This window comes from Acidovorax sp. LjRoot117 (assembly GCF_964252695.1).
In the GTDB taxonomy this organism is placed as follows: domain Bacteria; phylum Pseudomonadota; class Gammaproteobacteria; order Burkholderiales; family Burkholderiaceae_C; genus Acidovorax.
Genome location: NZ_CAXUPO020000001.1, coordinates 659,560 through 682,280 on the forward strand (window position 1 = coordinate 659,560; position 22,721 = coordinate 682,280).

22 protein-coding genes are annotated in these 22,721 nt (G+C 66.4%); 2 read left to right on the forward strand and 20 right to left on the reverse strand.

Going from position 1 to position 22,721, the window contains the following annotated elements:
* Positions 1 to 8: 8 nt before the first annotated feature.
* Positions 9 to 233: a hypothetical protein gene (locus tag ACSQ3D_RS03180; protein ID WP_010462084.1), complete on the reverse strand. Its 225-nt coding sequence runs from the start codon at positions 231 to 233 to the stop codon at positions 9 to 11.
* 68 nt (positions 234 to 301) lie between these two features.
* Positions 302 to 1,753, reverse strand: coding sequence for a PLP-dependent aminotransferase family protein (locus tag ACSQ3D_RS03185; protein WP_436125902.1), 1,452 nt, complete (start codon positions 1,751 to 1,753; stop codon positions 302 to 304).
* Between the two features lie 152 nt (positions 1,754 to 1,905).
* Here ACSQ3D_RS03185 and ACSQ3D_RS03190 point away from each other — a divergent pair, with 152 nt between their 5' ends.
* Entirely contained in the window at positions 1,906 to 2,355 is a 450-nt protein-coding gene (locus ACSQ3D_RS03190; RefSeq protein WP_436125903.1) for a DUF2917 domain-containing protein, read from the forward strand.
* Here the strand turns inward: ACSQ3D_RS03190 and hisD are convergent.
* The 16 genes from hisD to ACSQ3D_RS03270 all read right to left on the reverse strand — a co-directional run bounded on the left by hisD (position 2,342) and on the right by ACSQ3D_RS03270 (position 20,549).
* Complete coding sequence (gene hisD, locus ACSQ3D_RS03195) at positions 2,342 to 3,727, reverse strand: histidinol dehydrogenase (RefSeq protein WP_436125904.1); 1,386 nt, start codon at positions 3,725 to 3,727, stop codon at positions 2,342 to 2,344. The two genes, ACSQ3D_RS03190 and hisD, sit on opposite strands and share 14 nt — an antisense overlap.
* Before the next feature lie 2 nt (positions 3,728 to 3,729).
* On the reverse strand, positions 3,730 to 4,281 hold the full coding sequence (locus tag ACSQ3D_RS03200; protein ID WP_436125905.1) for a DUF1016 N-terminal domain-containing protein: 552 nt from the start codon (positions 4,279 to 4,281) through the stop codon (positions 3,730 to 3,732).
* 3 nt (positions 4,282 to 4,284) lie between these two features.
* Entirely contained in the window at positions 4,285 to 4,929 is a 645-nt protein-coding gene (gene hisG / locus ACSQ3D_RS03205; RefSeq protein WP_396503513.1) for an ATP phosphoribosyltransferase, read from the reverse strand.
* Between the two features lie 172 nt (positions 4,930 to 5,101).
* Positions 5,102 to 6,385, reverse strand: a complete 1,284-nt coding sequence (gene murA / locus ACSQ3D_RS03210) for a UDP-N-acetylglucosamine 1-carboxyvinyltransferase (RefSeq protein WP_056415381.1) — start codon at positions 6,383 to 6,385, stop codon at positions 5,102 to 5,104.
* Positions 6,386 to 6,472: 87 nt separating this feature from the next.
* Positions 6,473 to 6,715 carry a BolA family protein gene (locus ACSQ3D_RS03215; protein WP_056173475.1) on the reverse strand — a complete coding sequence of 81 codons (243 nt, stop codon included), beginning with the start codon at positions 6,713 to 6,715 and terminating at the stop codon, positions 6,473 to 6,475.
* Positions 6,716 to 6,798: 83 nt separating this feature from the next.
* Entirely contained in the window at positions 6,799 to 7,554 is a 756-nt protein-coding gene (locus ACSQ3D_RS03220) for an ABC transporter permease (RefSeq protein ID WP_396503511.1), read from the reverse strand.
* Positions 7,551 to 8,576: an ABC transporter ATP-binding protein gene (locus tag ACSQ3D_RS03225; RefSeq protein WP_436125906.1), complete on the reverse strand. Its 1,026-nt coding sequence runs from the start codon at positions 8,574 to 8,576 to the stop codon at positions 7,551 to 7,553. The genes ACSQ3D_RS03220 and ACSQ3D_RS03225 overlap by 4 nt, the downstream gene beginning before the upstream one ends.
* A 96-nt stretch (positions 8,577 to 8,672) precedes the next feature.
* Positions 8,673 to 8,945, reverse strand: coding sequence for an STAS domain-containing protein (locus tag ACSQ3D_RS03230; RefSeq protein ID WP_436125907.1), 273 nt, complete (start codon positions 8,943 to 8,945; stop codon positions 8,673 to 8,675).
* A 169-nt stretch (positions 8,946 to 9,114) separates the two neighbouring features.
* Positions 9,115 to 9,753 (reverse strand): MlaC/ttg2D family ABC transporter substrate-binding protein, encoded by a 639-nt coding sequence (locus ACSQ3D_RS03235; protein WP_056173461.1) that lies wholly within the window; start codon positions 9,751 to 9,753, stop codon positions 9,115 to 9,117.
* Positions 9,754 to 9,914: 161 nt separating this feature from the next.
* Entirely contained in the window at positions 9,915 to 10,685 is a 771-nt protein-coding gene (locus ACSQ3D_RS03240; protein WP_396503510.1) for a VacJ family lipoprotein, read from the reverse strand.
* A 5-nt stretch (positions 10,686 to 10,690) separates the two neighbouring features.
* Entirely contained in the window at positions 10,691 to 11,185 is a 495-nt protein-coding gene (gene mlaD, locus ACSQ3D_RS03245) for an outer membrane lipid asymmetry maintenance protein MlaD (protein WP_056415367.1), read from the reverse strand.
* 36 nt (positions 11,186 to 11,221) lie between these two features.
* The gene (gene mlaE / locus ACSQ3D_RS03250; RefSeq protein WP_056415366.1) at positions 11,222 to 12,004 is read right to left on the reverse strand and encodes a lipid asymmetry maintenance ABC transporter permease subunit MlaE; all 783 of its coding nucleotides are present in this window, start codon (positions 12,002 to 12,004) and stop codon (positions 11,222 to 11,224) included.
* The gene (locus ACSQ3D_RS03255; protein ID WP_436125908.1) at positions 12,001 to 12,819 is read right to left on the reverse strand and encodes an ABC transporter ATP-binding protein; all 819 of its coding nucleotides are present in this window, start codon (positions 12,817 to 12,819) and stop codon (positions 12,001 to 12,003) included. Before ACSQ3D_RS03255 ends, mlaE begins: the two co-directional genes overlap by 4 nt.
* A 581-nt stretch (positions 12,820 to 13,400) precedes the next feature.
* Positions 13,401 to 14,879, reverse strand: a complete 1,479-nt coding sequence (locus tag ACSQ3D_RS03260) for a glutamate synthase subunit beta (protein ID WP_436125909.1) — start codon at positions 14,877 to 14,879, stop codon at positions 13,401 to 13,403.
* Between the two features lie 56 nt (positions 14,880 to 14,935).
* Positions 14,936 to 19,669, reverse strand: a complete 4,734-nt coding sequence (locus ACSQ3D_RS03265; protein ID WP_436125910.1) for a glutamate synthase-related protein — start codon at positions 19,667 to 19,669, stop codon at positions 14,936 to 14,938.
* Between the two features lie 181 nt (positions 19,670 to 19,850).
* The gene (locus tag ACSQ3D_RS03270; RefSeq protein ID WP_436126174.1) at positions 19,851 to 20,549 is read right to left on the reverse strand and encodes a transposase; all 699 of its coding nucleotides are present in this window, start codon (positions 20,547 to 20,549) and stop codon (positions 19,851 to 19,853) included.
* Positions 20,550 to 20,672: 123 nt separating this feature from the next.
* Between ACSQ3D_RS03270 and ACSQ3D_RS03275 the strand changes: the two genes are divergently transcribed.
* The gene (locus tag ACSQ3D_RS03275) at positions 20,673 to 20,849 is read left to right on the forward strand and encodes a hypothetical protein (protein ID WP_056415353.1); all 177 of its coding nucleotides are present in this window, start codon (positions 20,673 to 20,675) and stop codon (positions 20,847 to 20,849) included.
* Between the two features lie 57 nt (positions 20,850 to 20,906).
* Here ACSQ3D_RS03275 and ACSQ3D_RS03280 read toward each other — a convergent pair whose 3' ends face one another.
* Positions 20,907 to 21,881: a class I SAM-dependent methyltransferase gene (locus ACSQ3D_RS03280; protein ID WP_436125911.1), complete on the reverse strand. Its 975-nt coding sequence runs from the start codon at positions 21,879 to 21,881 to the stop codon at positions 20,907 to 20,909.
* Positions 21,878 to 22,516, reverse strand: coding sequence for a DUF1415 domain-containing protein (locus tag ACSQ3D_RS03285; protein ID WP_436125912.1), 639 nt, complete (start codon positions 22,514 to 22,516; stop codon positions 21,878 to 21,880). Before ACSQ3D_RS03285 ends, ACSQ3D_RS03280 begins: the two co-directional genes overlap by 4 nt.
* Positions 22,517 to 22,721 lie beyond the last annotated feature (205 nt).

Consider the following 22,721-nt stretch of genomic DNA (forward strand, 5'->3'; position numbering starts at 1 on the left):
CGCGCCATTCAGCGCAGAAACAAGGTCTCGCGGGGCACGTACGGCCCCGTGGACGCGCCCCAGGATTCAAAGCCCAGCGCCTCGCGCATCGCCTGGGCGTAGGCGTCTTCCTGGCGCATCTTTTCGGCCAGCCATTCACCGAGCAGGCGCGACACGCTGCTGCCGCGCTTGGCAGCTTCCACGCGCACCCATTCGGCAACGGTGTCGTCCATGGTCACGGTGACGTTTTTCATGCGGTTGATATTACACGAAGTTCGTGTTCCACGAAGTTCGTGTATTTTATTTGTCTTGTGCTGTTGGACTACGCTGCCTGCCGCTGGCTCTGCAGCATCTGCGTGGCCATGTCGCCCACGGTGCGCAGGGCCTCCAGGTGGGCGGGCGACCAGTCGCCTCCCACCCCGATGCGCAGGCAGTTGCGAAAGCGCCCGCTGGTACTGAACACCGTGCCCGGCGCGATCAGGATCTTCTGGTCCAGGCAGGCCTCGTGCAGTTGCACCGAATCGAGCCCCTTGGGAAGCTCCAGCCACATCAGCAGGCCGCCGGGCGGGTCGCTCACCCGGGTGCCCTGCGGGAAGTGCGATGCGATCACCCGCCGCGCCTCGTCCATGCGCGCCGCCACGCCCGCACGCAGCTGGCGCATGGCGGCGGCGTGGCCGGCCTGGGTGATGAGGTCGGCCAGCGCCAGCTCCAGCACGGCCGACTGCCCGCCCGCCTGCAGGTCCTTGATGCCACGCACCTTGTCGCTCCAGCGCCCGGCCTCCAGCCAGCCCAGGCGCAGCCCCGGCGCCAGCGTCTTCGAAAACGAATCGCACAGCATCACGTGGCCCGTGGTGTCGTACGACTTGACGGTGCGGCGCATCTCGTCGACCTCGACCAGGTCGTTGTAGATCGCGTCCTCGATGACTGCCATGTCGTGCCGCGCCGCCATCTGCGCCAGCCGCTTGCGCTCGGCCTGCGGCATGCAGCTGCCCAGCGGGTTGCTGAGGGTGGGGACGATCATCACGGCCTTGACCGGCTGGGTGTCCAGCGCCAGCTGCAGCGCATCCAGCGACAAACCGTGGCGCGGGTGCGTGGGGATCTCCAGCGCGCGCAGGTGCAGGCCCTGCAGCACCTCCAGAAACGAAAAATGCGTCGGCGACTCCAGCGCCACCACGTCGCCCGGCTGGGTCACGGCACGCAAGCACAGCGCAATGGAGTCCATGCAGCCGCCGGTGACCACGATGTTCTCGGGGTCCAGGCTGCAGCCCATGCCGACGGCGTAGCGCGCCAGGGCGCGGCGCGCATCCTCGTGCCCCGCCGACGTGGGGTAGGTGCACAGCAGGTTGCGGTGGCGCTGCGCGGCGCGCACCACGGCGCGGCGCACGCGGTCGGGGTTGAACAGCTCGAAGCCCGGCGTGCCGCTGCTGAAGGAGATCATGTCCTCGGGCTGGTTGCGCCCCAGGATGCGCTGGCCCAGCCAGTCCACAGACACCTCGCGCGGGCGGCGCATGGGGCGCGGCGTGCTGGGCTCGGGCAGGCTCACCGGCCGCGCCGCCACGAAGAAACCCGAGCGCGGGCGCGCGGTGATCAGGCGCGCATCCTCCAGCCAGTGGTAGGCCTGCACCACGGTGGTCTGCGCCACGCCGTGCTGGCGGGCCAGCTCGCGCACGGACGGCAGTTTTTCGCCACGCGCGAGCGTGCCATTGCGGATCAGCTGCGCGAGCTGCTCGGCGATCTGGAGGTAGAGCGGGGGTGCGTCGTCGGTGGAGGCCATGGCTGCATTCTGTACTGGCAGCCGCAAAAACAGCCAGTACAGAGCAAGTGCACCCCGTACAGTACAGATGGCCAGTACAGACCATCTGTACTGGATCAGGTCGTGCGAGCCTGTCCGTGGCGCCGCGCGCAGCCTGGCCGCACAGTGAAGGCATGAACACGCTGCACCACACCCCCACCCCGCCGTTGCCCACGCTGCCCGCCCAGCTTGCGGTGCCCCTCACCCTGCAATGGAAGCGCCAGCCGCTGCCGCCCCTGCAGGCCGTCCAGGTGCTGGACTTCCGCGCGGGCGACATCGCCCTGCTCGAAGTCGAGCAAGGCCGCGTCTGGGTGACGTGCGACGGCCTGCTGGAAGACTATTTTCTGGAAGCCGGCCAGCGCCTGTCGTTCGCGGGCCCCGTGCGGCTGCGGGTGAGCGCAGAAGGCAGCCGGCCTGCGCGGCTGAACTGGGCGAAGCACCGTGCGGTGCCGGGCGCTGCGTATCCGCCTGCACCCGCGGCAGCACCCCAGGCCCTGGCCGTGGTGCCGCACACCGGCAGCGCGGCGGGTGGAGCGAGCGGGGCCCTGCCCCTGGGCCCGGTCGGCGCCGTCAGCGCGGCTTGAGCGGGGTCTTCAGGCGCATCTCGGCCGCCTGCGCGTGGGCCTGCAGGCCCTCGCCGTAAGCCAGCTCGGCGGCGATGGTGCCCAGCACCTGGGCACCGGCTTCGCTCACCTCGATGAGGCTGCTGCGCTTTTGGAAGTCGTACACGCCCAGGGGCGACGAAAAGCGTGCCGTGCCGCTGGTGGGCAGCACGTGGTTGGGGCCCGCGCAGTAGTCGCCCAGGGACTCGCTGGTGTAGGCCCCCAGGAAGATCGCGCCCGCGTGGCGCAGCAGCGGCTCCCAGCGGTGCGGGTCGGTGCTGCTCACTTCCAGGTGTTCCGGTGCGATGCGGTTGCTGATCGCACAGGCTTCTTCCATGTCCTTGGTGAGGATCAGCGCACCCCGGCCGTTGAGGCTCTTGGCGATGATCTCGGCGCGCGGCATGGTGGGCAGCAGGCGGTCGATCTCGCGCTGCACGGCGGCGATGTAGGCAGCGTCGGGGCACAGCAGGATGCTCTGGGCCAGCTCGTCGTGTTCGGCCTGGCTGAAGAGGTCCATCGCGACCCAGTCGGGCGGCGTGCTGCCGTCGGCCAGCACCAGGATTTCGCTCGGGCCCGCGATCATGTCGATGCCCACCGTGCCGAACACGCGCTTCTTGGCGCTGGCCACGTAGGCGTTGCCCGGGCCGGTGATCTTGTCGACCTTCGGAATCGTGGCCGTGCCGTAGGCGAGCGCGGCAACCGCCTGTGCGCCGCCAATGGTGAAGGCGCGCGTGACGCCCGCCACGTAGGCGGCCGCCAGCACCAAGTCATTGCGCTCGCCCTTGTCGGAGGCAAGCTGCGCGCCCGATCCACCCGTGGCCACGCTGCCCCGCACGGGCGTGGGCACGACCATGATGATTTCCTGCACGCCGGCCACGTGGGCCGGGATGGCGTTCATCAGCAGGCTGGACGGGTACGCGGCCTTGCCACCGGGCACGTAGATGCCCACGCGGTCCAGCGGCGTGACCTTCTGGCCCAGCAAGGTGCCGTCTTCGTCGCGGTAGCTCCAGCTCTCGCCCGAGGCTTTTTTCTGGGCTTCGTGGTAACTGCGCACGCGCTTGGCGGCGGCCTGCAGCGCGTCGCGCTGGGCCTGCGGAATGGCGTCGAAAGCGGCCTTGAAGTCGGCCTGGGTCAGCTCCAGTGCCGCCACGTCGGGGGCCGCGAGGCCGTCGAAACGGGCGGTGTACTCCAGCACGGCGGCGTCGCCACGCTTTTGCACATCGGCCAGGATGTCGGCCACACGCTGCTCGATGGCGGCGTCGGTGTCGGCAGACCAGTGCAGGCGCTGCTGAAATTTTTGCTCAAAATCGGCATCAGCCGTGGACAGGTAAGCGGGGGCAGCTATTGATTTCATAGTCATTCTTCAGTCGGTGGCCTCATCCGGCTGTCAGGGTGGATGTGTCCCGCCAGCGGTGCGACTTTTGCGGGGTAGCACGGTGCGCTCGAACGGAGCGGTTTTGAACTGCCGCTCCAGCGTCCCTTGCCCTGCACCGCACGCAGACGCAGGTAGCACTTACGTTGTTCGGGGCGCGGCTCTTGGCCCAGGATGATCAGGTGATGCGTCCAGGGCAATTGTGTCAGCAGCGTTGACACAATTTCGCGGGCAGCATAGGCCTCGTAGAAATGCCGCATTCTGAACAGGTTGCGGCGGGTGAACCCTCGCAGCCCCAGCGGCGTCTGCGCCAGGTAGCCCGCCAGTTGGACTACCACTCCGTCGCCCCACTCGGCCGCCGCGATCTTGCGGCTGATGCGCCTGCCGATCTGCCAGTACAGCCCGACCAGCAGGGTGTTGACCGCCTGCACGGCCTGCTGCCGGGTGGCGGCGCTCAGGCGCGCAATGTCGGCGAAATCGGCGGAATCGGCGGGCTGCGGGACGCTGCACGTCACGGCGCTGGGCGGGGGCGGCAAGGGTCAGTCCTTGGCAATGGCACCCGCAAACGCATCGATGATGCGGCGCAGCGGCGCCTGCTTGAGCTTGAGCGCGGCCTGGTTCACGACCAGGTAGGAGCTGATGTCCATGATGCGTTCGACCTCCACCAGGTGGTTGGCCTTGAGCGTGTTGCCGGTGGAGACCAGATCGACGATGGCATCGGCCAGGCCGATCAGCGGGGCCAGTTCCATGCTGCCGTACAGCTTGACCATGTCCACGTGCACACCCTTGCTCGCAAAGAAGTCGCGGGCGATGCTGGTGTACTTGGTGGCCACTTTCAGGCGCGAGCCCTGCTTGACGGCGCGCTCGTAGTCGAAGTCGCTGCGCACGGCCACGCTCACCCGGCACTTGGCGATGCGCAAATCGAGCGGCTGGTACAGGCCCTGGCCGCCGTGCTCGATGAGGGTGTCCTTGCCGGTCACGCCGATGTCGGCGCCGCCGTATTCCACGTAGGTGGGCACGTCGGTGGCGCGCACCAGCACCACGCGCACATCGGGCTGGTTGGTGGTCAGGATGAGCTTGCGGGATTTTTCGGGGTCTTCCAGCACCTCGATGCCGGCGGCGGCCAGCAAGGGCAGGGTTTCGTCGAAGATGCGGCCTTTCGAGAGGGCCAGGGTGATCGTCATTGCAATTGCTCCACTGTTCTTTGGTAGGCCCCAAACCCTATGAAACTGGCACGCCGCAAGCATGGGCCGCCGTGTAAGGGCCGCCCCGCCACACGGGCGGCGTCCCCCTTCCCGCATTGCGCAGCAAGGCGAGAGAAGGGGGAAACGGCGAAGCCGCTCAGGGGGTTGTTCTTCATGTCATCCGTTCAATGTGGGCGCCGATGCCACGCAGTTTGGCTTCCATGCAGTCGTAGCCACGGTCCAGGTGGTAGATGCGGTCCACCACGGTTTCGCCGTCGGCCACCAGGCCCGCGATGACGAGGCTGGCGGACGCGCGCAGGTCGGTGGCCATCACCGTGGCGCCGGACAGACGGCTGGATGTGGTGCTCAGGCCCTCGATGATGGCGACCTTGCCGTCGGTCTGGATCTTGGCGCCCAGGCGCACCAGTTCGTCGACGTGCATGAAGCGGTTCTCGAAGATGGTCTCGGTCACCGTGGCCGTGCCCTGCGCGATGCAATTGAGCGCCATGAACTGGGCCTGCATATCGGTCGGAAAGCCGGGGTATTCGGTGGTGCGGAACCCCTGGGCCTTGAGCGTGGCGCCGCCTGCGCTCTTCACGCGGATGCCGCCGTCCACGCCCTGCACTTCCACGCCGGCTTCGCGCAGCTTCTCGATGACGGCGTCCAGGTGGTCGGCGCGGCCGTGGCGCAGCGTGACGTCGCCGCCCGTGGCGGCCACCGCGCACAGGAAGGTGCCGGCCTCGATGCGGTCGGCCACCACACGGTGGGTGCAGCCGCGCAGCTTGTCGACGCCCTGGATGCGGATGCGGCTGGTGCCGTGGCCTTCGATCTGCGCGCCCATGGCGATCAGCATCTCGGCCAGGTCGATGATCTCGGGCTCCTGTGCGGCGTTCTCGAGCACTGTTTCACCCTCGGCCAGAGCCGCGGCCATGAGGAAGTTTTCGGTGCCGGTCACGGTGACCATGTCGGTGGTGATGCGCGCGCCTTTCAGGCGCGTCCAGCCGGCGGGCAGCTTGGCGATCATGTAGCCGTGCTCGACCACGATCTCTGCGCCCATGGCCGTGAGGCCCTTGATGTGCTGGTCCACCGGCCGCGAGCCGATGGCGCAGCCGCCGGGCAGCGAGACGGTCGCCTCGCCAAAGCGCGCCAGCAGCGGGCCCAGGGCCAGCACCGACGCCCGCATGGTCTTGACCAGCTCGTACGGTGCCTCGGGCGTGCTCAGCGCACCGGCGTCGATAAGCACCGTGCCGTCGTCCGAGCGGCTGGCCGTGACGCCCATGTTGCGGATCAGCGTGAGCATGGTCGCCACGTCCTGCAATTGCGGCACGTTCAGCAGGGTCACCGGCTCGGCGGTCAGCAGCGCCGCACACAGCTCGGGCAGCGCGGCGTTCTTGGCGCCGGAGACCAGCACCTCGCCCTGCAGGCTGCGTCCACCGCGGATCAGGAGTTTGTCCATCTCGAAAAGAACCAGGAATAGGGGTAAAAAATGCCGCTACCGCGCTTTCAGCAAGCGGCAGCAGCTATAAAAATCATAGCTACCGAACTATTTCGGCTGCGCTGCCCACTCTGTGGGCGTGAAGGTCTTCATCGACAGCGCGTGCACCTCGTCGGTCTGCATTTTGGCGCCCAGCGTGGCGTACACCCGCTGGTGGCGCTGGATGGAGCGCTTGCCTTCGAACTCGGCCGAGACGATGGTGGCGTACCAGTGGCGGCCATCGCCTTCGAGCGTGATGTGTTCGCAGGCGAGGCCGGCGGTGATGATGTTCTGGAGTTCTTCTGCAGTCATGTCATGGGTCCGTTGCTGGGGGTAGCATTCACGCCGCTGAAACACGCACGGCGCAGGCGCGAAGCGACTCGGAGGGATGCGCGCTAGTTTCTGATCTTGTAGCCGGTGCGCAGCAGGTGCACCGCCAGCGCGCTCACGGCCAGCCAGGCCACGCCCACGATGCTCAGGCTCAGCCAGGGCGAGGTGTCGCTCTGTCCGAAGAAGCCGTAGCGAAAGCCGTCGATCATGTAGAAGAACGGGTTCAGGTGGCTCACCGTCTGCCAGAAGGGTGGCAGCGACTGGATGGAATAGAACACGCCCGACAGAAAGGTCATGGGCACGATGATGAAGTTCTGGAAGGCGGCCATCTGGTCGAACTTGTCGGCCCACAGGCCCGCCAGCAGCCCGAGCGTGGCCAGCAGCGCCGCACCCAGAAAGGCGAACGCCAGGATCCACAGCGGCGCTGCGAATTCGGGCCGCGCGAACGCCAGCGTGACGATGAACACCCCGAGCCCCACCACCAGACCGCGCACGATGGACGAGCCCACGTAGGCACAGAACCACGCCCAGTGCGACAGCGGCGTGAGCAGCACGAACACCAGGCTGCCCATGATCTTGCTCTGGATGATGCTGGACGAGCTGTTGGCGAACGCGTTCTGCAGCACGCTCATCATCACGAGGCCGGGCACCAGAAACGCGGTGTAGCTGATGCGGTCGTAGACCTTGACGTGGTCTTCCAGCACATGGCCGAAGATCAGCAGGTACAGCACGGCGGTGAGCACCGGGGCGGCCACGGTCTGGAAGCTGACCTTCCAGAAGCGAAGCACCTCTTTATAAAACAGGGTCTGCCAGCCGGTCATAGTGGCGCCCCCACGCTCGGCACTGGCGTGTCCTCGCTGCCCCCCGAGGGGGCCACGCCTTGCTTGGGGCGGCCCGGCGCTGCGGCGGACGCGATCTTGTCCAGGGAAATATTCGATGCGGAGGTGCCCGACATCACCTGCAGGAACACGTCCTCCAGGTCGGGCCTGCGGATCTCCATGTCGTGCACGTCGACACCCGCCACGCGCAGCGCGGCCAGGTGGCTTTCGATCTCGGCGGCGTCGTGCGCGGGCAGTTGCACGATGCGGCCCGTGACACGCGCCACGTTCGCCAGCATCGGCGGCAGCGCGGCATCGGTCTTGAATTGCAGCACGCTGCCCGAGGCCGCCTGCAGCAGCTCGCTGGTGCGGTTGAGCGCCACGATCTGCCCGGTCTTGAGCATGGCGATGCGCCCGCACAGCGCCTCGGCTTCTTCGAGGTAGTGCGTCGTCAGCAGCACGGTGTGGCCTTCCTTGTTCAGGCGCGCCACGAAGTGCCAGAGCGTCTGGCGCAGCTCGACGTCCACACCGGCGGTGGGCTCGTCCAGCACGATGATCGGCGGCTTGTGCACCAGCGCCTGCGCCACCAGCACCCGGCGCTTCATGCCGCCGGACAGCTGGCGAAGGTTGGAGTTGGCCTTGTCGGTGAGGCCCAGGTTCTCGAGCAGCTCGTCGATCCAGGCGTCGTTGTTCTTCACGCCGAAGTAGCCCGACTGGATGCGCAGCGATTCACGGACGTTGAAGAACGGGTCGAACACCAGCTCCTGCGGCACGATGCCGAGCTTGCGGCGTGCGTCGGCATAGTCGGCCTGCACATCGCTGCCCTGCACGAGCACCCTCCCTTGGCTGGCGCGGGCCAGGCCCGCCAGGATGCTGATGAGGGTGGTCTTGCCCGCACCGTTGGGGCCGAGAAGGCCGAAGAACTCGCCCTCCTGGATATCCAGGCTGACGCTGTTCAGCGCCTGGAAAGGGCCCTTGGGCGTGGAGAAGGTCTTGGAGACGGCTTGGAATGAGACTGCGGGCATGAAGCCCCTGATTTTACGGCCTAGCCCCGAACTGCGCCCGCGTGGGGGCGGAACGATGATGCCGCGCCGGCCGTGTGGCGCGGCAGCACCGCAGGATCAGGACGCCGGAGTGAGCAAGGTGCCCACGCCGTACAGGCCCGCCATGCCCCGCAGCGCGGCGGGCAGGCCCTGCACGGAAAACGTCTTGCGCATGGCCAGCGCCTCGCGCCGGCACTCGAGCAGCACGGCGAGCGCCGACGTGTCGAACACGGTGAGCGCATTCGCATCGACCACCACCCCCGGCTCGCGGTGCACCTTCAGGCCCTGCAGCAGCATGTGCAGGCAGGCCGTGGCCTGGCGGTGGGTGAGTTCGGCAGGCAGGACGAGCATCTCAAACTCCCCAGACTTCAAACGCAACCCCTGACCGTTGCAACCGGCGCGGCCCAGCCAGTGCACCCGTGGAACTGGCTCTGCCAAGCCACCGGGTGCGTCCCCCTCCCGCAGCGCGCAGCACAGCGAGAAAGGGCGAAGACGCGAAGCGACTCAGGGGGATCATCACTTACTTACTTGCGTTGCTCTTGTTGCGAGCCACCAGGGTCTCGATGAGGCCGTCGACGCCCTTGGCATTGATCTCCTGCGCGAACTGGCCGCGGTAGGTTTCCACCAGCCACACGCCCAGCACATTCAGGTTGTAGATCTTCCAGCCGGCACCGTCGCCGGGGGTTTTTTCCAGGCGGTAGTCGAGCTGGATCGGGTCGCCACGGCCGACGATCTCGGTGCGCACCAGCACGTCCTTGTCCTCGGGCGCGGCCCGCAGGGGCTTGACCTGGATGGTCTGGTCGTTCACTTGCGCCAGCGCGCCGGCATAGGTGCGCACCAGCAGGATCTTGAACTCGTCCTGCAGGCGCTTTTGCTGCTCGGGCGTGGCCTGGCGCCAGCCGGGGCCCACGGCGGCGGCGGTCATGCGGCGGAAGTTCACATTCGGCATCACGGTCTTGTCGACCAGCGCGATGATCTTGGACAGGTCGCCGCCCTGGATGGCCTTGTCGGACTTCACGGTGGTCAGCACGTCGGCCGACAGGCGCTTGATCAGCGCATCGGGCGCTTCGTCCGCCGCCAGCGCAGCAAAGGGCAGGCCCAGTGCGGCCACAGCGGTCAGGCACAAGGCGGCTTGGCCCAGGGTGCGTCGGTTCATCATGATGGTGTCTACTTTCTTGTCGAAGGCTGCGGGCGCCGGTGGCGCCCTGCATTCATTTCATTGTGGGCGCAGCACAATGGCCCTGTGCGTCGCCCGGGTTGCGGGTTGCAAGCAAGTGCAACGAACGCGCCGCGGCGACTACGCTACGGCGCGGCGCGCATTCAGCGTGGAGGTTCCTGGGGCAGCACGCCGTCGTTGCCGTTGCGGTCTTCCTTGTCGTCGCCGTTCACGGCCGTGCTCACCAGCTGCTGGCTGCGCACCTGCAGGAACACGTCACGCGTGAAGCTGTACTTGTCCAGCGCGGCGCTGTCGAGCACGGAGCCCGCGCGCAGCAGGTTGGCGCGCACGTCCACCGCACGCAGGGCGTACAGCGAGTTGCGGGCCGACACCGGGTCCACATAGCTGACCACATTGCCCTTCATGTCCACCGGCAGCGCCAGCGTGTCGCGCACGGTCGATGGCCCCAGGATGGGCAGCACCAGGTACGGCCCCGTGTCCACGCCCCAGTAACCGAGCGTCAGGCCGAAGTCCTGCTTGTAGCGGTCGATGCCCAGTTCGCTGGCGATGTCGAGCACGCCGCCCAGTCCCATGAACGTGTTCACATTGACCCGCATGAAGGTGGATGCGGCCGCCTCGCCGCGCAGCTGCAGCACGTTGTTCACAAACGACCACACGTCGCCGATGTTGGCGAAGAAGTTGCTCACGCCGGTGCGCACCGGCGCCGGCGTGACGTCCTTGTAGGCAATCGCCACCGGCCGGAGCACCAGCGCATCGACCTGCTCGTTGAAGTTGGTCATGCTGCGGTTGTACGACTCGAACGGATCGCGCGGGTCGGGGTTGGCCACGGTGGCGCAGCCGGTGAGCAGTGCGGCTCCCAGCAGAAAGGCCAGCCACGCGGCGGCGCGGGCGGCAGGTTGGGAGAGCTTGGTCATCGTCGTCATTTCTTGTCACCTGCCCCTGCGGGCTTGCTGTTGCTGCCGTCTTCGGCCTTGTTGTAGAGGAATTGTCCGATCAGGTTCTCGAGCACCACGGCGGACTGCGTGGAAGTGACCATGTCGCCGGCCACCAGATTCTTTTCGTCAGCACCGGCCTCGATGCCGATGTACTGCTCGCCCAGCAGGCCGCTGGTGAGGATCTTGAGGGAGCTGTCCTTGGGGAAAGCGTAGCGGTTTTCCATCGCCAGCGTCACGCGGGCCTGGTAGGTCTTGTCGTCGAACGTGATGGACTCCACGCGCCCGACCACCACGCCCGCGCCGCGCACCGCGGCCTGGGGCTTGAGGCCCCCGATGTTGTCGAAGCGCGCGGTGATGCGGTAGCCCGGCTGGAGGTTCAGGCTCAGCAGGTTGGCCGACTGCAGCGCCAGAAACACCAGCGCCACCGTGCCGAGCATGACGAAAAGCCCTACCCAGAGATCGTTTTTGGATGGTTGCATTGTTTGGATTCCTCTTGGCCAGCGGCTGTGCCGGCGTCAGATACTGAACATCAGGGCCGTCAGGATGAAGTCGAGCGCCAGCACGGCCAGGGACGCCATCACCACCGTGCGGGTCGTGGCGCGCGCCACGCCCTCGGGCGTGGGCTTGGCCGCAAAGCCCTGCAGCAGCGCCACGAAGGTGACGGTGACGCCGAACACGAAGCTCTTGATCACGCCATTGCCCACGTCGCGCCAGACATCCACACCGCCCTGCATCTGACTCCAGAACGCACCGTGGTCCACGCCGATCATGACCACGCCGACGACCCAGCCGCCGATCACGCCGACGGCGCTGAACACCGCCGCCAGCAGGGGCATGGTGATCACGCCGGCCCAAAAGCGCGGCGCCAGGATGCGGCGCACCGGGTCGACCGCCATCATTTCCATCGCACTGAGCTGCTCGCCCGCGCGCATCAGGCCGATCTCGGCCGTGAGCGAGGTGCCCGCCCGGCCCGCGAAGAGCAAGGCCGTGACCACCGGGCCCAGCTCGCGCACCAGCGACAGCGCCACCAGCAGGCCCAGCGCTTCCGAGGCGCCATATCGCTGCAGCGTGTAATAGCCCTGCAGGCCCAGCACAAAACCGACGAACAGCCCGGACACCGCGATGATGGCCAGCGAATAGTTGCCCAGGAAGTGGATCTGGTCGCGCACCAGCGCAGGCCGCATGAAAGCGGCGCCGCCCAGGCGCAGCAGCCGCGCGAACAGGCGCGCAGCCATGCCGATGTCGGCCAGCTTCTGGCGCACCGCGAAACCCACGTCGGACGGCTTGTACCAGCTCACAGCACCTTCCCTCCGAGCGGGCCGAAGTCCTCTTCCGCGGAGGGCCCTGCGTAATGAAAGGGCACCGGCCCCGTGGGCAGCGCGTTCACGAACTGGTGCACCAGCGGGTCGGTGCTGGCACGCACTTCATCGGGCGTGCCCTGCGCCGCCACCACGCCGGCGCCCAGGATGATCACGTGGTCGGCCAGGCGAAAGGTCTCTTCCAGGTCGTGCGAGACGATGATGCTGGTCAGGCCCATGGCGTCGTTGAGCTGGCGGATGAGCTGCGCGGCCGTGCCCAGCGAGATCGGGTCCAGCCCCGCAAAGGGCTCGTCGTACATGACGAGCTCCGGGTCCAGCGCAATCGCCCGCGCCAGCGCCACACGCCGCGCCATGCCGCCGGAGATCTGGCTGGGCATGAGGTCGCGTGCGCCGCGCAGGCCCACGGCGTGCAGCTTCATGAGCACCACGTCGCGGATCAGCGTGTCGGAGAGGTCGGTGTGCTCGCGCAGCGGAAACGCCACGTTCTCGAACACCGACAGGTCGGTGAACAGCGCACCGAACTGGAACAGCATGCCCATGCGCCGGCGGGCTGCGTACAGGCCCGCGACATCGAGCCCTGCCACGTCCTGGCCGTCGAACAGCACCTGGCCGCTCTGGGCCTTCTGCTGCCCGCCGATCAGGCGCAGCACGGTGGTCTTGCCGCCCCCGGACGCGCCCATGAGGGCCGTCACCTTGCCGCGCGGCACGGAGAGCGTCACATCGCGCAGGATCGTGCGGTCACCGTACGAGAAGGTGACGTTGCGCAATTCGGCAAGAAAGGAGGACTCAGGCATGCAGGACGGGATGGATTTCAGGCGATCCGGGCTGGCCGGAGCCAGAAAACAAGGGAAATGGCAGCTGCGATGGTAGCCGAAGACTTAAACATACATTCATGTATGTTTGCAATTTGAAGCACCTGCACAGGGGGTTAAAGAACCGCTCATGGGTGTTTGCCCCCTACCGCCACAGACCTCGATTGTGCCAAGAAAGGCAAAGCTGGGTGTGGGCGGTGCCCATGCGGCACAGAATGCTGTCTCGGCGGTCGCCCGAGCCGCGCCGCCCTCAGGGAACATCGAGCTGGCTTGGTGCATGAAGCGATCAGGCCGTCACCGTCCCAGGACCGCCCTCTCCAAGAGTTTCACGGCCGCGCCCGTTGCGTTACGACGTCCTTTCAGCGCCCTGCCCCGACCCCAAGCACTGCCCCACAACTGCCCCACAACTGCCCCACAACTGCCCCACAACTGCCGATCAACTGCCACGCCCCCGGCGTTTGTGTCGGTTGCGGCCCCTGCGTCCCACGAAAAACGGCGCCCGAAGGCGCCGTTGGCAGCCCGCGACACGCAGGCTCAGGGTCCAGGTCCGAGCCCGCAACCGCTCAGCGGGGCAGGTCCGAATAGCCCATGAGGAATTCGTCGACGGCCCGCGCAGCCTGGCGGCCTTCGCGGATCGCCCAGACCACCAGCGACTGGCCGCGGCGGATGTCGCCGGCTGCAAACACCTTGGGCACGTTGGTCGCATAGCCGCCGTCGAATTCGGTGGTGGCGCGCGCGTTGCCGCGGGCGTCCTTGTCCACGCCGAAGGCTTCGAGCACGGCAGCCACGGGGCTCACGAAGCCCATGGCCAACAGCACCAGGTCGGCCTTGAGCACCGTCTCGGAGCCCGCCACTTCGACCATCTTGCCGTCCTTCCACTCCACGCGCACGGTCTTGAGGCCGGTGACCCTGCCCCTTTCGCCGATGAACTCCTTGGTGGAGATGGCGAACTCGCGCTCGCAGCCCTCATCGTGGCTGGAGCTCGTGCGCAGCTTGATCGGCCAGTAGGGCCAGGTCATGGGGCGGTTTTCTTCGGCGGGCGGCTGGGGCATCAGCTCGAACTGCGTGACGCTCACGGCGCCGTGGCGGTTGCTGGTGCCCACGCAGTCGCTGCCGGTGTCGCCGCCACCGATCACGATGACGTGCTTGCCATCGGCGCGCAGCTGGCCCTTGAGCTTGTCGCCCGCGTTGACCTTGTTCTGCTGCGGCAGGAATTCCATCGCGAAGTGGATGCCGTCCAGGTCGCGGCCGGGCACGGGCAGGTCGCGCGACTGCTCGGCGCCACCGGTCAGCACCACGGCGTCGAAGTCCTTTTGCAGCTGCTCGGGCGTGATAGTTTCCTTGGCCCAGTTGGTCACCTTGGAATCCTTGCCCAGGCCGTCCCTGGCGGCACCGACGAACACGCCGGTGCGGATGGTCACGCCTTCGGCTTCCATCTGCTTGGCGCGGCGGTCGATGTGCGACTTCTCCATCTTGAAGTCAGGGATGCCATAGCGCAGCAGCCCGCCGATGCGGTCGTTCTTCTCGAACAGCGTGACGCTGTGGCCGGCGCGCGCCAGTTGCTGCGCCGCTGCCATGCCTGCAGGGCCCGAGCCCACCACGGCGACCTTCTTGCCGGTCTGGTGCTTGGCGGGGCGCGGCTGCACCCAGCCTTCGTCCCAGGCGCGGTCGATGATGGCGTGCTCGATGGACTTGATGCCCACGGCGTCGTCGTTCACATTGAGCACGCAGGCAGCCTCGCAGGGCGCGGGGCAGATGCGGCCGGTGAACTCGGGGAAGTTGTTGGTGCTGTGCAGCACCTCGATCGCGCTCTTCCAGTCCTGGTGATAGACCAGGTCGTTGAAGTCCGGAATGATGTTGTTGACGGGGCAGCCGCTGTTGCAGAACGGCGTGCCGCAGTCCATGCAGCGCGCGCCCTGGATCTTGGCCTGCGAGTCATCGAGGCCGATGACGAATTCCTTGTAGTGCTTCAGGCGCTCGCCGACGGGCTTGTAGCCCTCTTCGATGCGCTCGTACTCCATGAAGCCGGTGGTCTTTCCCATGACGGTGTCCTTGAATCTTTGGTCTATGAACGGTGAGGTGTGGGTCGCGGCTCGCCTTACTTGGCGGGCACCGCTACCTTTTCAGGAGCTGCTACCGCAGGCGTAGCGGGCTCTTCCAGCACTTTTCGTTCATAAATTTCAGCCAGTGCGCGCTTGTACTCGGTCGGGAAGACCTTGACGAACTTGCCGCGCGACGCGGCCCAGTTGTCCAGCAGTTCGCGGGCACGCTTGCTGCCGGTCCAGCGGTTGTGGTCTTCCAGCAGCTTCTTGAGCTGCGCTTCGTCGCTCTGGCCACCGTGCCAGATGGAACGGGGCATCGTGGCCTCTTGCTCCGAGGCGGGCAGGATGCGCTCCAGCGTCACCATGGACATGTTGCAGCGCGTGTCGAACTGGCCGTCCTCGTCGTACACATAGGCCACGCCACCGCTCATGCCCGCCGCGAAGTTGCGGCCGGTCTTGCCGAGCACCACCACGGTGCCGCCGGTCATGTATTCGCAGCCATGGTCGCCCGTGCCTTCCACCACCGCAGTGGCACCCGACAGGCGCACGGCAAAGCGTTCGCCGGCCACGCCGCTGAAGAAGGCCTCGCCCGTGGTGGCGCCGTACATCACCGTGTTGCCCACGATGGTGTTGCGCACGGATTCACCGCGGAAGTCGATGCTGGGGCGCACGATCACGCGGCCGCCGGACAGGCCCTTGCCGGTGTAGTCGTTGGCGTCGCCAATCAGGTACAGCGTGATGCCGCGGGTGAGGAACGCACCGAACGACTGCCCGCCCGTGCCTTCGAGCTGGATGCGGATGGTGTCGTCCGGCAGGCCTTCGGGGTGCACGCGCGTCACGGCGCCGGAGAGCATGGCGCCCACGGAGCGGTTCACGTTGCGGGCCACCTCGATGAACTGCACGCGCTCGCCCTTTTCGATGGCGGGCTTGCTGCGCTCGATGAGCTTGCGGTCCAGGGTGTTGGTGATGTTGTGGTCCTGCACGTCCACGTGGTAGCGCGGCACATCGGCGGGCACATTGGGCTGGGCGAACAGGCGGCCGAAGTCCAGGCCGCGTGCCTTCCAGTGGGCAATGCCAGAGCGGGTGTCGAGCAGGTCGGAGCGGCCGATCAGGTCGTCGAACTTCCTGATGCCGAGCTGCGCCATGATCTGGCGCACTTCTTCGGCGATGAAGAAGAAGTAGTTCACCACGTGCTCGGGCTTGCCCGAGAACTTCTTGCGCAGTTCGGGGTCCTGCGTGGCCACGCCCACGGGGCAGGTGTTCAGGTGGCACTTGCGCATCATGATGCAGCCCTCGACCACCAGCGGTGCCGTGGCGAAGCCGAATTCATCCGCGCCCAGCAGCGCGCCGATGGCGACGTCGCGGCCGGTCTTCATCTGGCCGTCGGCCTGCACGCGCACACGGCCGCGCAGGCGGTTGAGCACCAGGGTCTGCTGGGTTTCGGCCAGGCCGATCTCCCACGGGCCGCCCGCGTGCTTGATGGACGACCAGGGCGATGCGCCCGTGCCGCCGTCGTGCCCGGCGATCACGAGGTGGTCGCTCTTGCACTTGGTGACGCCCGCGGCGATGGTGCCCACGCCCACTTCTGACACCAGCTTGGTGCTGATGGTGGCGTGCGGCGCCACATTCTTCAGGTCATGGATCAGCTGGGCCAGGTCTTCGATGGAGTAGATGTCGTGGTGCGGCGGGGGCGAGATCAGGCCCACGCCCGGCACGCTGTGGCGCAGCTTGCCGATGTAGTTGGACACCTTGCCGCCAGGGAGCTGGCCGCCTTCGCCGGGCTTGGCGCCCTGGGCCATCTTGATCTGGATCTGGTCGGCCGACGACAGGTACTCGGCCGTGACGCCGAAGCGGCCCGACGCGACCTGCTTGATGCGGCTGCGCAGCGAGTCGCCGTCCTGCAGGGGCAGGTCGACCTCGACGTTGGCGGCGCCGATCACGCTTTTGAGGGTATCGCCCTTCTTGATCGGGATGCCTTTGAGTTCGTTGCGGTAGCGCGCAGCGTCTTCGCCGCCTTCGCCGGTATTGCTCTTGCCGCCGATGCGGTTCATGGCCACGGCCAGCGTGGCGTGCGCCTCGGTGGAGATGGAGCCCAGCGACATCGCTCCGGTGGCGAAACGCTTGACGATTTCCTTGGCGGGCTCGACCTCGTCGATGGAGATGGCCTTGGAGGGGTCGATCTTGAACTCGAACAGGCCGCGCAGCGTGAGGTGGCGCTTGCTCTGGTCGTTGATGATCTGGGCGTATTCCTTGTACGTGTTCCAGTTGTTGGCGCGCGTGCTGTGCTGCAGCTTGGCGATCGCGTCGGGCGTCCACATATGGTCTTCGCCGCGGGTGCGCCACGCGTATTCGCCGCCGGCGTCCAGCATGGTGGCCAGCACGGGGTCGTCGCCGAATGCGGCCTTGTGCATGCGGATGGCTTCTTCGGCGATCTCGAACACGCCGATGCCTTCCACGCGGCTGGCGGTGCCGGTGAAGTACTTGCCCACGGTGTCGGTGTTCAGGCCGATGGCCTCGAACAGCTGCGCGCCGCAGTAGGACATGTAGGTGCTCACGCCCATCTTGGACATGATCTTGGACAGGCCCTTGCCGATGGCCTTGACGTAGTTGTAGATGGCCTTGTCCGGCGACAGGTCGCCTGCCAGACCCGAGTGCATCTCGGCCAGGGTTTCCATGGCGAGGTAGGGGTGCACGGCTTCCGCGCCGTAACCGCCCAGCACGGCGAAGTGGTGCACTTCACGCGCGGTACCGGTCTCGACCACCAGGCCGGCGGTGGTGCGCAGGCCTGCGCCCACCAGGTGCTGGTGGATGGCCGACAGGGCCAGCAGCGCGGGGATGGCCACCTGGGTGGCACTCACGGCGCGGTCGCTGACGATCAGGATGTTGGCGCCGCCCTTGATGGCGTCCACGGCCTGCGCGCACAGCGACGCGAGCTTGGCTTCCACGCCTTCACGGCCCCAGTCCAGCGGGTAGGTGATGTCGATGGTGGCGCTCTTGAACTTGCCCTGCGTGTACTTCTCGATGTTGCGCAGCTTGGCCATGTCAGCGAAGTCCAGCACGGGCTGGCTCACTTCCAGGCGCATCGGCGGGTTGACCTGGTTGATGTCCAGCAGGTTGGGCTTGGGTCCGATGAAGGACACCAGCGACATCACGATGGCTTCGCGGATCGGGTCGATGGGCGGGTTGGTCACCTGCGCGAACAGCTGCTTGAAGTAGTTGTACAGCGGCTTGTTCTTGCCCGAGAGCACGGCCAGCGGGCTGTCGTTGCCCATGGATCCGATGCCTTCTTCGCCGTTCCTGGCCATGGGCGCCATCAGGAACTTGATGTCTTCCTGGGTGTAGCCGAAGGCCTGCTGACGGTCGAGCAGCGGCAGGGGCGCGGCGTCGGGAGTGGACGCAGTGTCGGTGCCCACGCTGTCGAGCTTGATGCGCAGGTTTTCGATCCACTGCTTGTAGGGCTTGGTGTTGACGATGTTGGCTTTCAACTCGTCGTCGTCGATCATGCGGCCCTGTTCCAGGTCGATCAGGAACATCTTGCCGGGCTGCAGGCGCCACTTGCGCACGATCTTGTTCTCGGGGATGGGCAGCACGCCGGATTCCGAGCCCATGATGACCAGGTCGTCATCGGTGATGCAGTAGCGCGAGGGGCGCAGGCCGTTGCGGTCCAGCGTGGCGCCGATCTGGCGACCATCGGTGAACACGATGGAGGCGGGGCCGTCCCAGGGCTCGAGCATGGCGGCGTGGTATTCATAGAAGGCGCGGCGGCGCTCGTCCATGGTGGTGTGCTGCTCCCACGGCTCGGGGATCATCATCATCACGGCCTGGCTGATGGGGTAGCCGGCCATGGTCAGCAGTTCGAGGCAGTTGTCGAACGTGGCGGTGTCGGACTGGTCGGCAAAGCTGATGGGGTAGAGCTTTTGCAGGTCGGCGGCCAGCACGGGCGAGGCCATCACGCCTTCGCGCGCCTTCATCCAGTTGTAGTTGCCCTTGACGGTGTTGATTTCACCGTTGTGCGCCACGTAGCGGTACGGGTGGGCCAGCGGCCACTCGGGGAAGGTGTTGGTGGAGAAACGCTGGTGCACCAGGCCGATGGCCGAGACGCAGCGCTCGTCGGACAGGTCCTTGTAGTACACGCCCACCTGGTCGGCCAGCAGCAGGCCCTTGTAGACCACGGTGCGGCTGGACATGCTGGGAACGTAGTATTCCTTGCTGTGCTTGAGCTTGAGGTTCTGGATGGCGGCGCTGGCCGTCTTGCGGATCACGTACAGCTTGCGCTCCAGCGCGTCCTGCACGATCACGTCGTTGCCACGGCCGATGAAGACCTGGCGCAGGATGGGCTCCTTCTTGCGCACGGTGGGCGACATGGGCATGTCGAGGTTGACCGGCACATCGCGCCAGCCCAGCAGCACCTGGCCTTCGGCCTTGATCGCACGCTCCATCTCCTGCTCGCAGGCCAGGCGCGATGCATGCTCCTTGGGCAGGAAGATCATGCCCACGCCGTATTCGCCGGACGCCGGCAGCGTGATGCCCTGCTTGGCCATCTCTTCACGGTACAGCGCGTCGGGGATCTGGATCAGGATGCCCGCACCATCGCCCATCAGCGGGTCGGCACCCACGGCACCCCGGTGGTCGATGTTTTCCAGGATCTTCAGGGCCTGCGTCACGATGTCGTGGCGCTTCACCCCCTTGATGTGGGCGACGAAGCCGAGCCCGCAGGCGTCGTGTTCGTTACCGGATGAATACAAACCGTGTTGTTGCAGATGCTGGATCTCGGCGGCCGTCGTGGTCATGGCGCACTCCTCATGTGTTTCGCAGGGAGTTGGAGATTAGTGCATTGCAACATGCGTTGCAAGCATATTAATTAGGGTCAGATTCCATTTTATTATCCTACTAAATAAATACGGAATTTATTGGGGACAAATCAAAAATGATAGCAAATGGCACGCATCCATACAGCGAAAGCGCCTAAATCTATTCAGAAACCGGCAGCAACGCCGGGCGCCCGGCCTTACCGCGCACCACACGGCGCGGCGTCTGCTTTTGCAATTCGGCGACAAATTCCGGGTCACCCAGCGCCCAGCCGCTGAGGGCGGAGGTGGTCAACGCTGCTTGCTCCCGCGAGCTGATGCCTGCCTGCACTGCAGCGGCATAAGCCGCTTCCCGCGCGAACGGCGTATTGCCCAGCGCCCAGTACAGTGCGTGCGGGGTCAGCAAACGGTCCACCCGCAGGCCCAGCCAGTGCGCGTGGCTGGACCACGGATAGTCGACGGCTTGCACGACAGCGCCCGAGCGGACCGGATTCAGGTCGAGGTACACCATGCAGGGCAGCAGGTACCGCTCGGGCTGCAGCACCGTGGAGCGGTAGCGGCCCTCCCACAGCGTGCCGGTGCGGCCGTGCCGGCGGTTGAAGTACTGCACATAGCGGCGCCCCACCGCCTGCATCATCTGCGGCAGGCCGTCCGCGGTGGAAGGCGTGGCCATCAGGTGGAAGTGGTTGTCCATGAGCACATAGGCATGGACGGCGACCGCGTGGCGCTGGGCGTTGTCCGCCAGCAGGGCGAGCATGGCCTCGAAGTCTTCGCGGTCCACGAAGATGGGCTGGCGGTTGTTGCCCCGCTGGATGACATGGTGCAGATGACCCGGCAGGGTCAGGCGCGGCAGGCGGGCCATGGGTAGGTAGGTCTCGGGGTGGCTGTTGGGATTGTCCGACACGCGAGCGTACCGCGGGACGACATCGCCCGCAGCATCGAGCGGCGACCATCCGGGCAGAAGCAACAACACGGAAAGGACCCCATGTCTTTTGCACTTTACATGCTCGGCTTCCTGATCTTCCTGGCCGGCGTGATCTGGGCGGCAGTGACTGCCGGGGTACCCCAGGTTTACATCGGCATCGGCGCATTGATCTTGCTGGGCATCGGCATCTTCAGCGCGGTCAGCAAGACGCGCTCCAAGGACCCACCGCAGAGCTGATTGGCTGCATTGCCGCAGGGCCGGGCCCTGTAGCAGCACAAGCACCTGCTGCGCAAGCTACGCGGTCGGCAGGCCCGGATACCGCAGCTTCTCCATCGATTGCAGCCCGAACTCTGCCAGCAGTGCGCGCAAGCGTTCTGCTGCGCTGCGCTTTTTTTGGCCGGTATAGCGGGCGATGATGAGTTCGTTCTTCATGCTGTGTTCCCACCCCACGAGCTCCGTCACCGTGACCTGGTACCCGTTGGCCTCCAGGTACAGGCACCGCAGCACGTTGGTGACCTGGCTCCCTAGCTCACGGGTGTGCAGTGGGTGGCGCCACAGCTCGGCCAGCGGCGTGCGCGTGAGCTGCAGCGCCCTCCCCTGACGCAGACAGGCGGCCATCTCGGCCTGGCAGCACGGCACCAGCACCATCGCACGCGCCTTCTTGTGCAGGCCAAATGCGATAGCGTCGTCGGTGGCGGTATCGCACGCATGCAGCGCCGTCACCACATCGATCTGCGGCGGCAGTTCGTCCGCATCGGTGGATTCCGCCACCGACACATTGAGGAACGACATGCGTTCGAACTCCAGCTTTTGCGCCAGCGCACGGGATTTTTCGACCAGCTCGGCGCGCGTCTCCACCCCGTAGATGCGCCCGCGCCCCAATGCCTTGAAGTACAAGTCGTACAGGATGAACCCCAGGTACGACTTGCCCGCCCCATGGTCGGCGAGCGTGGGCCCCTGATCGCTGCCGGACAGCTCGCCCAGCAACGGCTCGATGAAGTTGAACAGGTGGTACACCTGCTTGAGCTTGCGGCGCGAGTCCTGGTTCAGGCGCCCCTCGCGGGTCAGGATGTGCAGCTCCTTGAGCAGCTCTACAGACTGCCCGGGCCGCAGCTCCGCCAGCTCGTGGGCCTGCGTGGCGGGGGCATTGGCGCCCTTGCCGTGGCCCTTCTTGCCGCCCACCGTGTCATTGCCTTTGTTTTTATCTTTGCCCTTGCCGGGGGCTGAACCGGTGGCTGCCGTGTCGCGGGCCATTGCGTGATTCTTCATGGTGCGACCGCCCTTGCCGCCGTGGCTGCACCCGCCCCACCGCCCGCACCGGGCCCCACATCCAGATCCGCCCACCCCTGGGTGCCCAGCGCCTGCAGCACGTCGATGTTGCGCTCGAAGATGCTTTCCGCCTCGGGGAACACCTCGACCGCACGGTCGATGCTCTCTTCGCGCAGCAGGTGCAAGGTGGGATACGGAGATCGGTTGGTGCAGTTGGTGACATCGTCCGTATCGGTCCCGGCAAACTGGAACTGCGGGTGAAAGCTGGCGATCTGCAGGGTGCCCTCCAGCTCCAAGTCCTCAAGCAGCGCCTCGGCGCGGCCCAGAAAGTCATTGAAATCGAGGAAGTCGTCCAGGCAGTGCGGCACCACGATCAGCGTCGTATCGCGCTCCTGCGTCGGGGTTGCCACCAGCGCTGCGAGTTCCTCACGCAGCAGGTCCAGCACGTGTTCCGCGTTGTCGGTCAGCGCCAAGGCATAGTGGATCTGGCCCTTGACATGGACGCCCTTGGCAAAAGGGCACAGGTTCAGGCCGATCACCGCCCGCTCCAGCCAGCGCACGGTGTCGCCGATGAATGGGGAGGTCACAGCCAGACCGGAGGATGGTGCCGAAGCAGCAGGGGAAGTAAGCGTCATGAAAAGGAAAGTGCGCGTGGCGCGAGGAGGAGCCTGATTTTACCGGTGTGCATTTCTTTGGCGGTGGCTCCAACTCCATGACCGCACCGGCCGCGCGGCGCGGCGCACGGCGCCATCACGGGTGCACACCGGCCCAGCAAAAGGCGCGGGACGCCCGACATTGACATTGAGATTGCGGACCTGCGGGCTGCACCGTGCCATTGCG

What these genes read in the sequence shown, in the direction of transcription:
- ACSQ3D_RS03180 (WP_010462084.1), bottom strand. Translation starts at nt 233, where the DNA reads ATGAAAAACGTCACCGTGACCATGGACGACACCGTTGCCGAATGGGTG.
- ACSQ3D_RS03185 (WP_436125902.1), bottom strand. Translation starts at nt 1,753, where the DNA reads ATGGCCTCCACCGACGACGCACCCCCGCTCTACCTCCAGATCGCCGAG.
- ACSQ3D_RS03190 (WP_436125903.1), top strand. Translation starts at nt 1,906, where the DNA reads ATGAACACGCTGCACCACACCCCCACCCCGCCGTTGCCCACGCTGCCC.
- hisD (WP_436125904.1), bottom strand. Translation starts at nt 3,727, where the DNA reads ATGAAATCAATAGCTGCCCCCGCTTACCTGTCCACGGCTGATGCCGAT.
- hisG (WP_396503513.1), bottom strand. Translation starts at nt 4,929, where the DNA reads ATGACGATCACCCTGGCCCTCTCGAAAGGCCGCATCTTCGACGAAACC.
- murA (WP_056415381.1), bottom strand. Translation starts at nt 6,385, where the DNA reads ATGGACAAACTCCTGATCCGCGGTGGACGCAGCCTGCAGGGCGAGGTG.
- ACSQ3D_RS03215 (WP_056173475.1), bottom strand. Translation starts at nt 6,715, where the DNA reads ATGACTGCAGAAGAACTCCAGAACATCATCACCGCCGGCCTCGCCTGC.
- ACSQ3D_RS03220 (WP_396503511.1), bottom strand. Translation starts at nt 7,554, where the DNA reads ATGACCGGCTGGCAGACCCTGTTTTATAAAGAGGTGCTTCGCTTCTGG.
- ACSQ3D_RS03225 (WP_436125906.1), bottom strand. Translation starts at nt 8,576, where the DNA reads ATGCCCGCAGTCTCATTCCAAGCCGTCTCCAAGACCTTCTCCACGCCC.
- ACSQ3D_RS03230 (WP_436125907.1), bottom strand. Translation starts at nt 8,945, where the DNA reads ATGCTCGTCCTGCCTGCCGAACTCACCCACCGCCAGGCCACGGCCTGC.
- ACSQ3D_RS03235 (WP_056173461.1), bottom strand. Translation starts at nt 9,753, where the DNA reads ATGATGAACCGACGCACCCTGGGCCAAGCCGCCTTGTGCCTGACCGCT.
- ACSQ3D_RS03240 (WP_396503510.1), bottom strand. Translation starts at nt 10,685, where the DNA reads ATGACCAAGCTCTCCCAACCTGCCGCCCGCGCCGCCGCGTGGCTGGCC.
- mlaD (WP_056415367.1), bottom strand. Translation starts at nt 11,185, where the DNA reads ATGCAACCATCCAAAAACGATCTCTGGGTAGGGCTTTTCGTCATGCTC.
- ACSQ3D_RS03255 (WP_436125908.1), bottom strand. Translation starts at nt 12,819, where the DNA reads ATGCCTGAGTCCTCCTTTCTTGCCGAATTGCGCAACGTCACCTTCTCG.
- ACSQ3D_RS03260 (WP_436125909.1), bottom strand. Translation starts at nt 14,879, where the DNA reads ATGGGAAAGACCACCGGCTTCATGGAGTACGAGCGCATCGAAGAGGGC.
- ACSQ3D_RS03265 (WP_436125910.1), bottom strand. Translation starts at nt 19,669, where the DNA reads ATGACCACGACGGCCGCCGAGATCCAGCATCTGCAACAACACGGTTTG.
- ACSQ3D_RS03270 (WP_436126174.1), bottom strand. Translation starts at nt 20,549, where the DNA reads ATGGCCCGCCTGCCGCGCCTGACCCTGCCGGGTCATCTGCACCATGTC.
- ACSQ3D_RS03275 (WP_056415353.1), top strand. Translation starts at nt 20,673, where the DNA reads ATGTCTTTTGCACTTTACATGCTCGGCTTCCTGATCTTCCTGGCCGGC.
- ACSQ3D_RS03280 (WP_436125911.1), bottom strand. Translation starts at nt 21,881, where the DNA reads ATGAAGAATCACGCAATGGCCCGCGACACGGCAGCCACCGGTTCAGCC.
- ACSQ3D_RS03285 (WP_436125912.1), bottom strand. Translation starts at nt 22,516, where the DNA reads ATGACGCTTACTTCCCCTGCTGCTTCGGCACCATCCTCCGGTCTGGCT.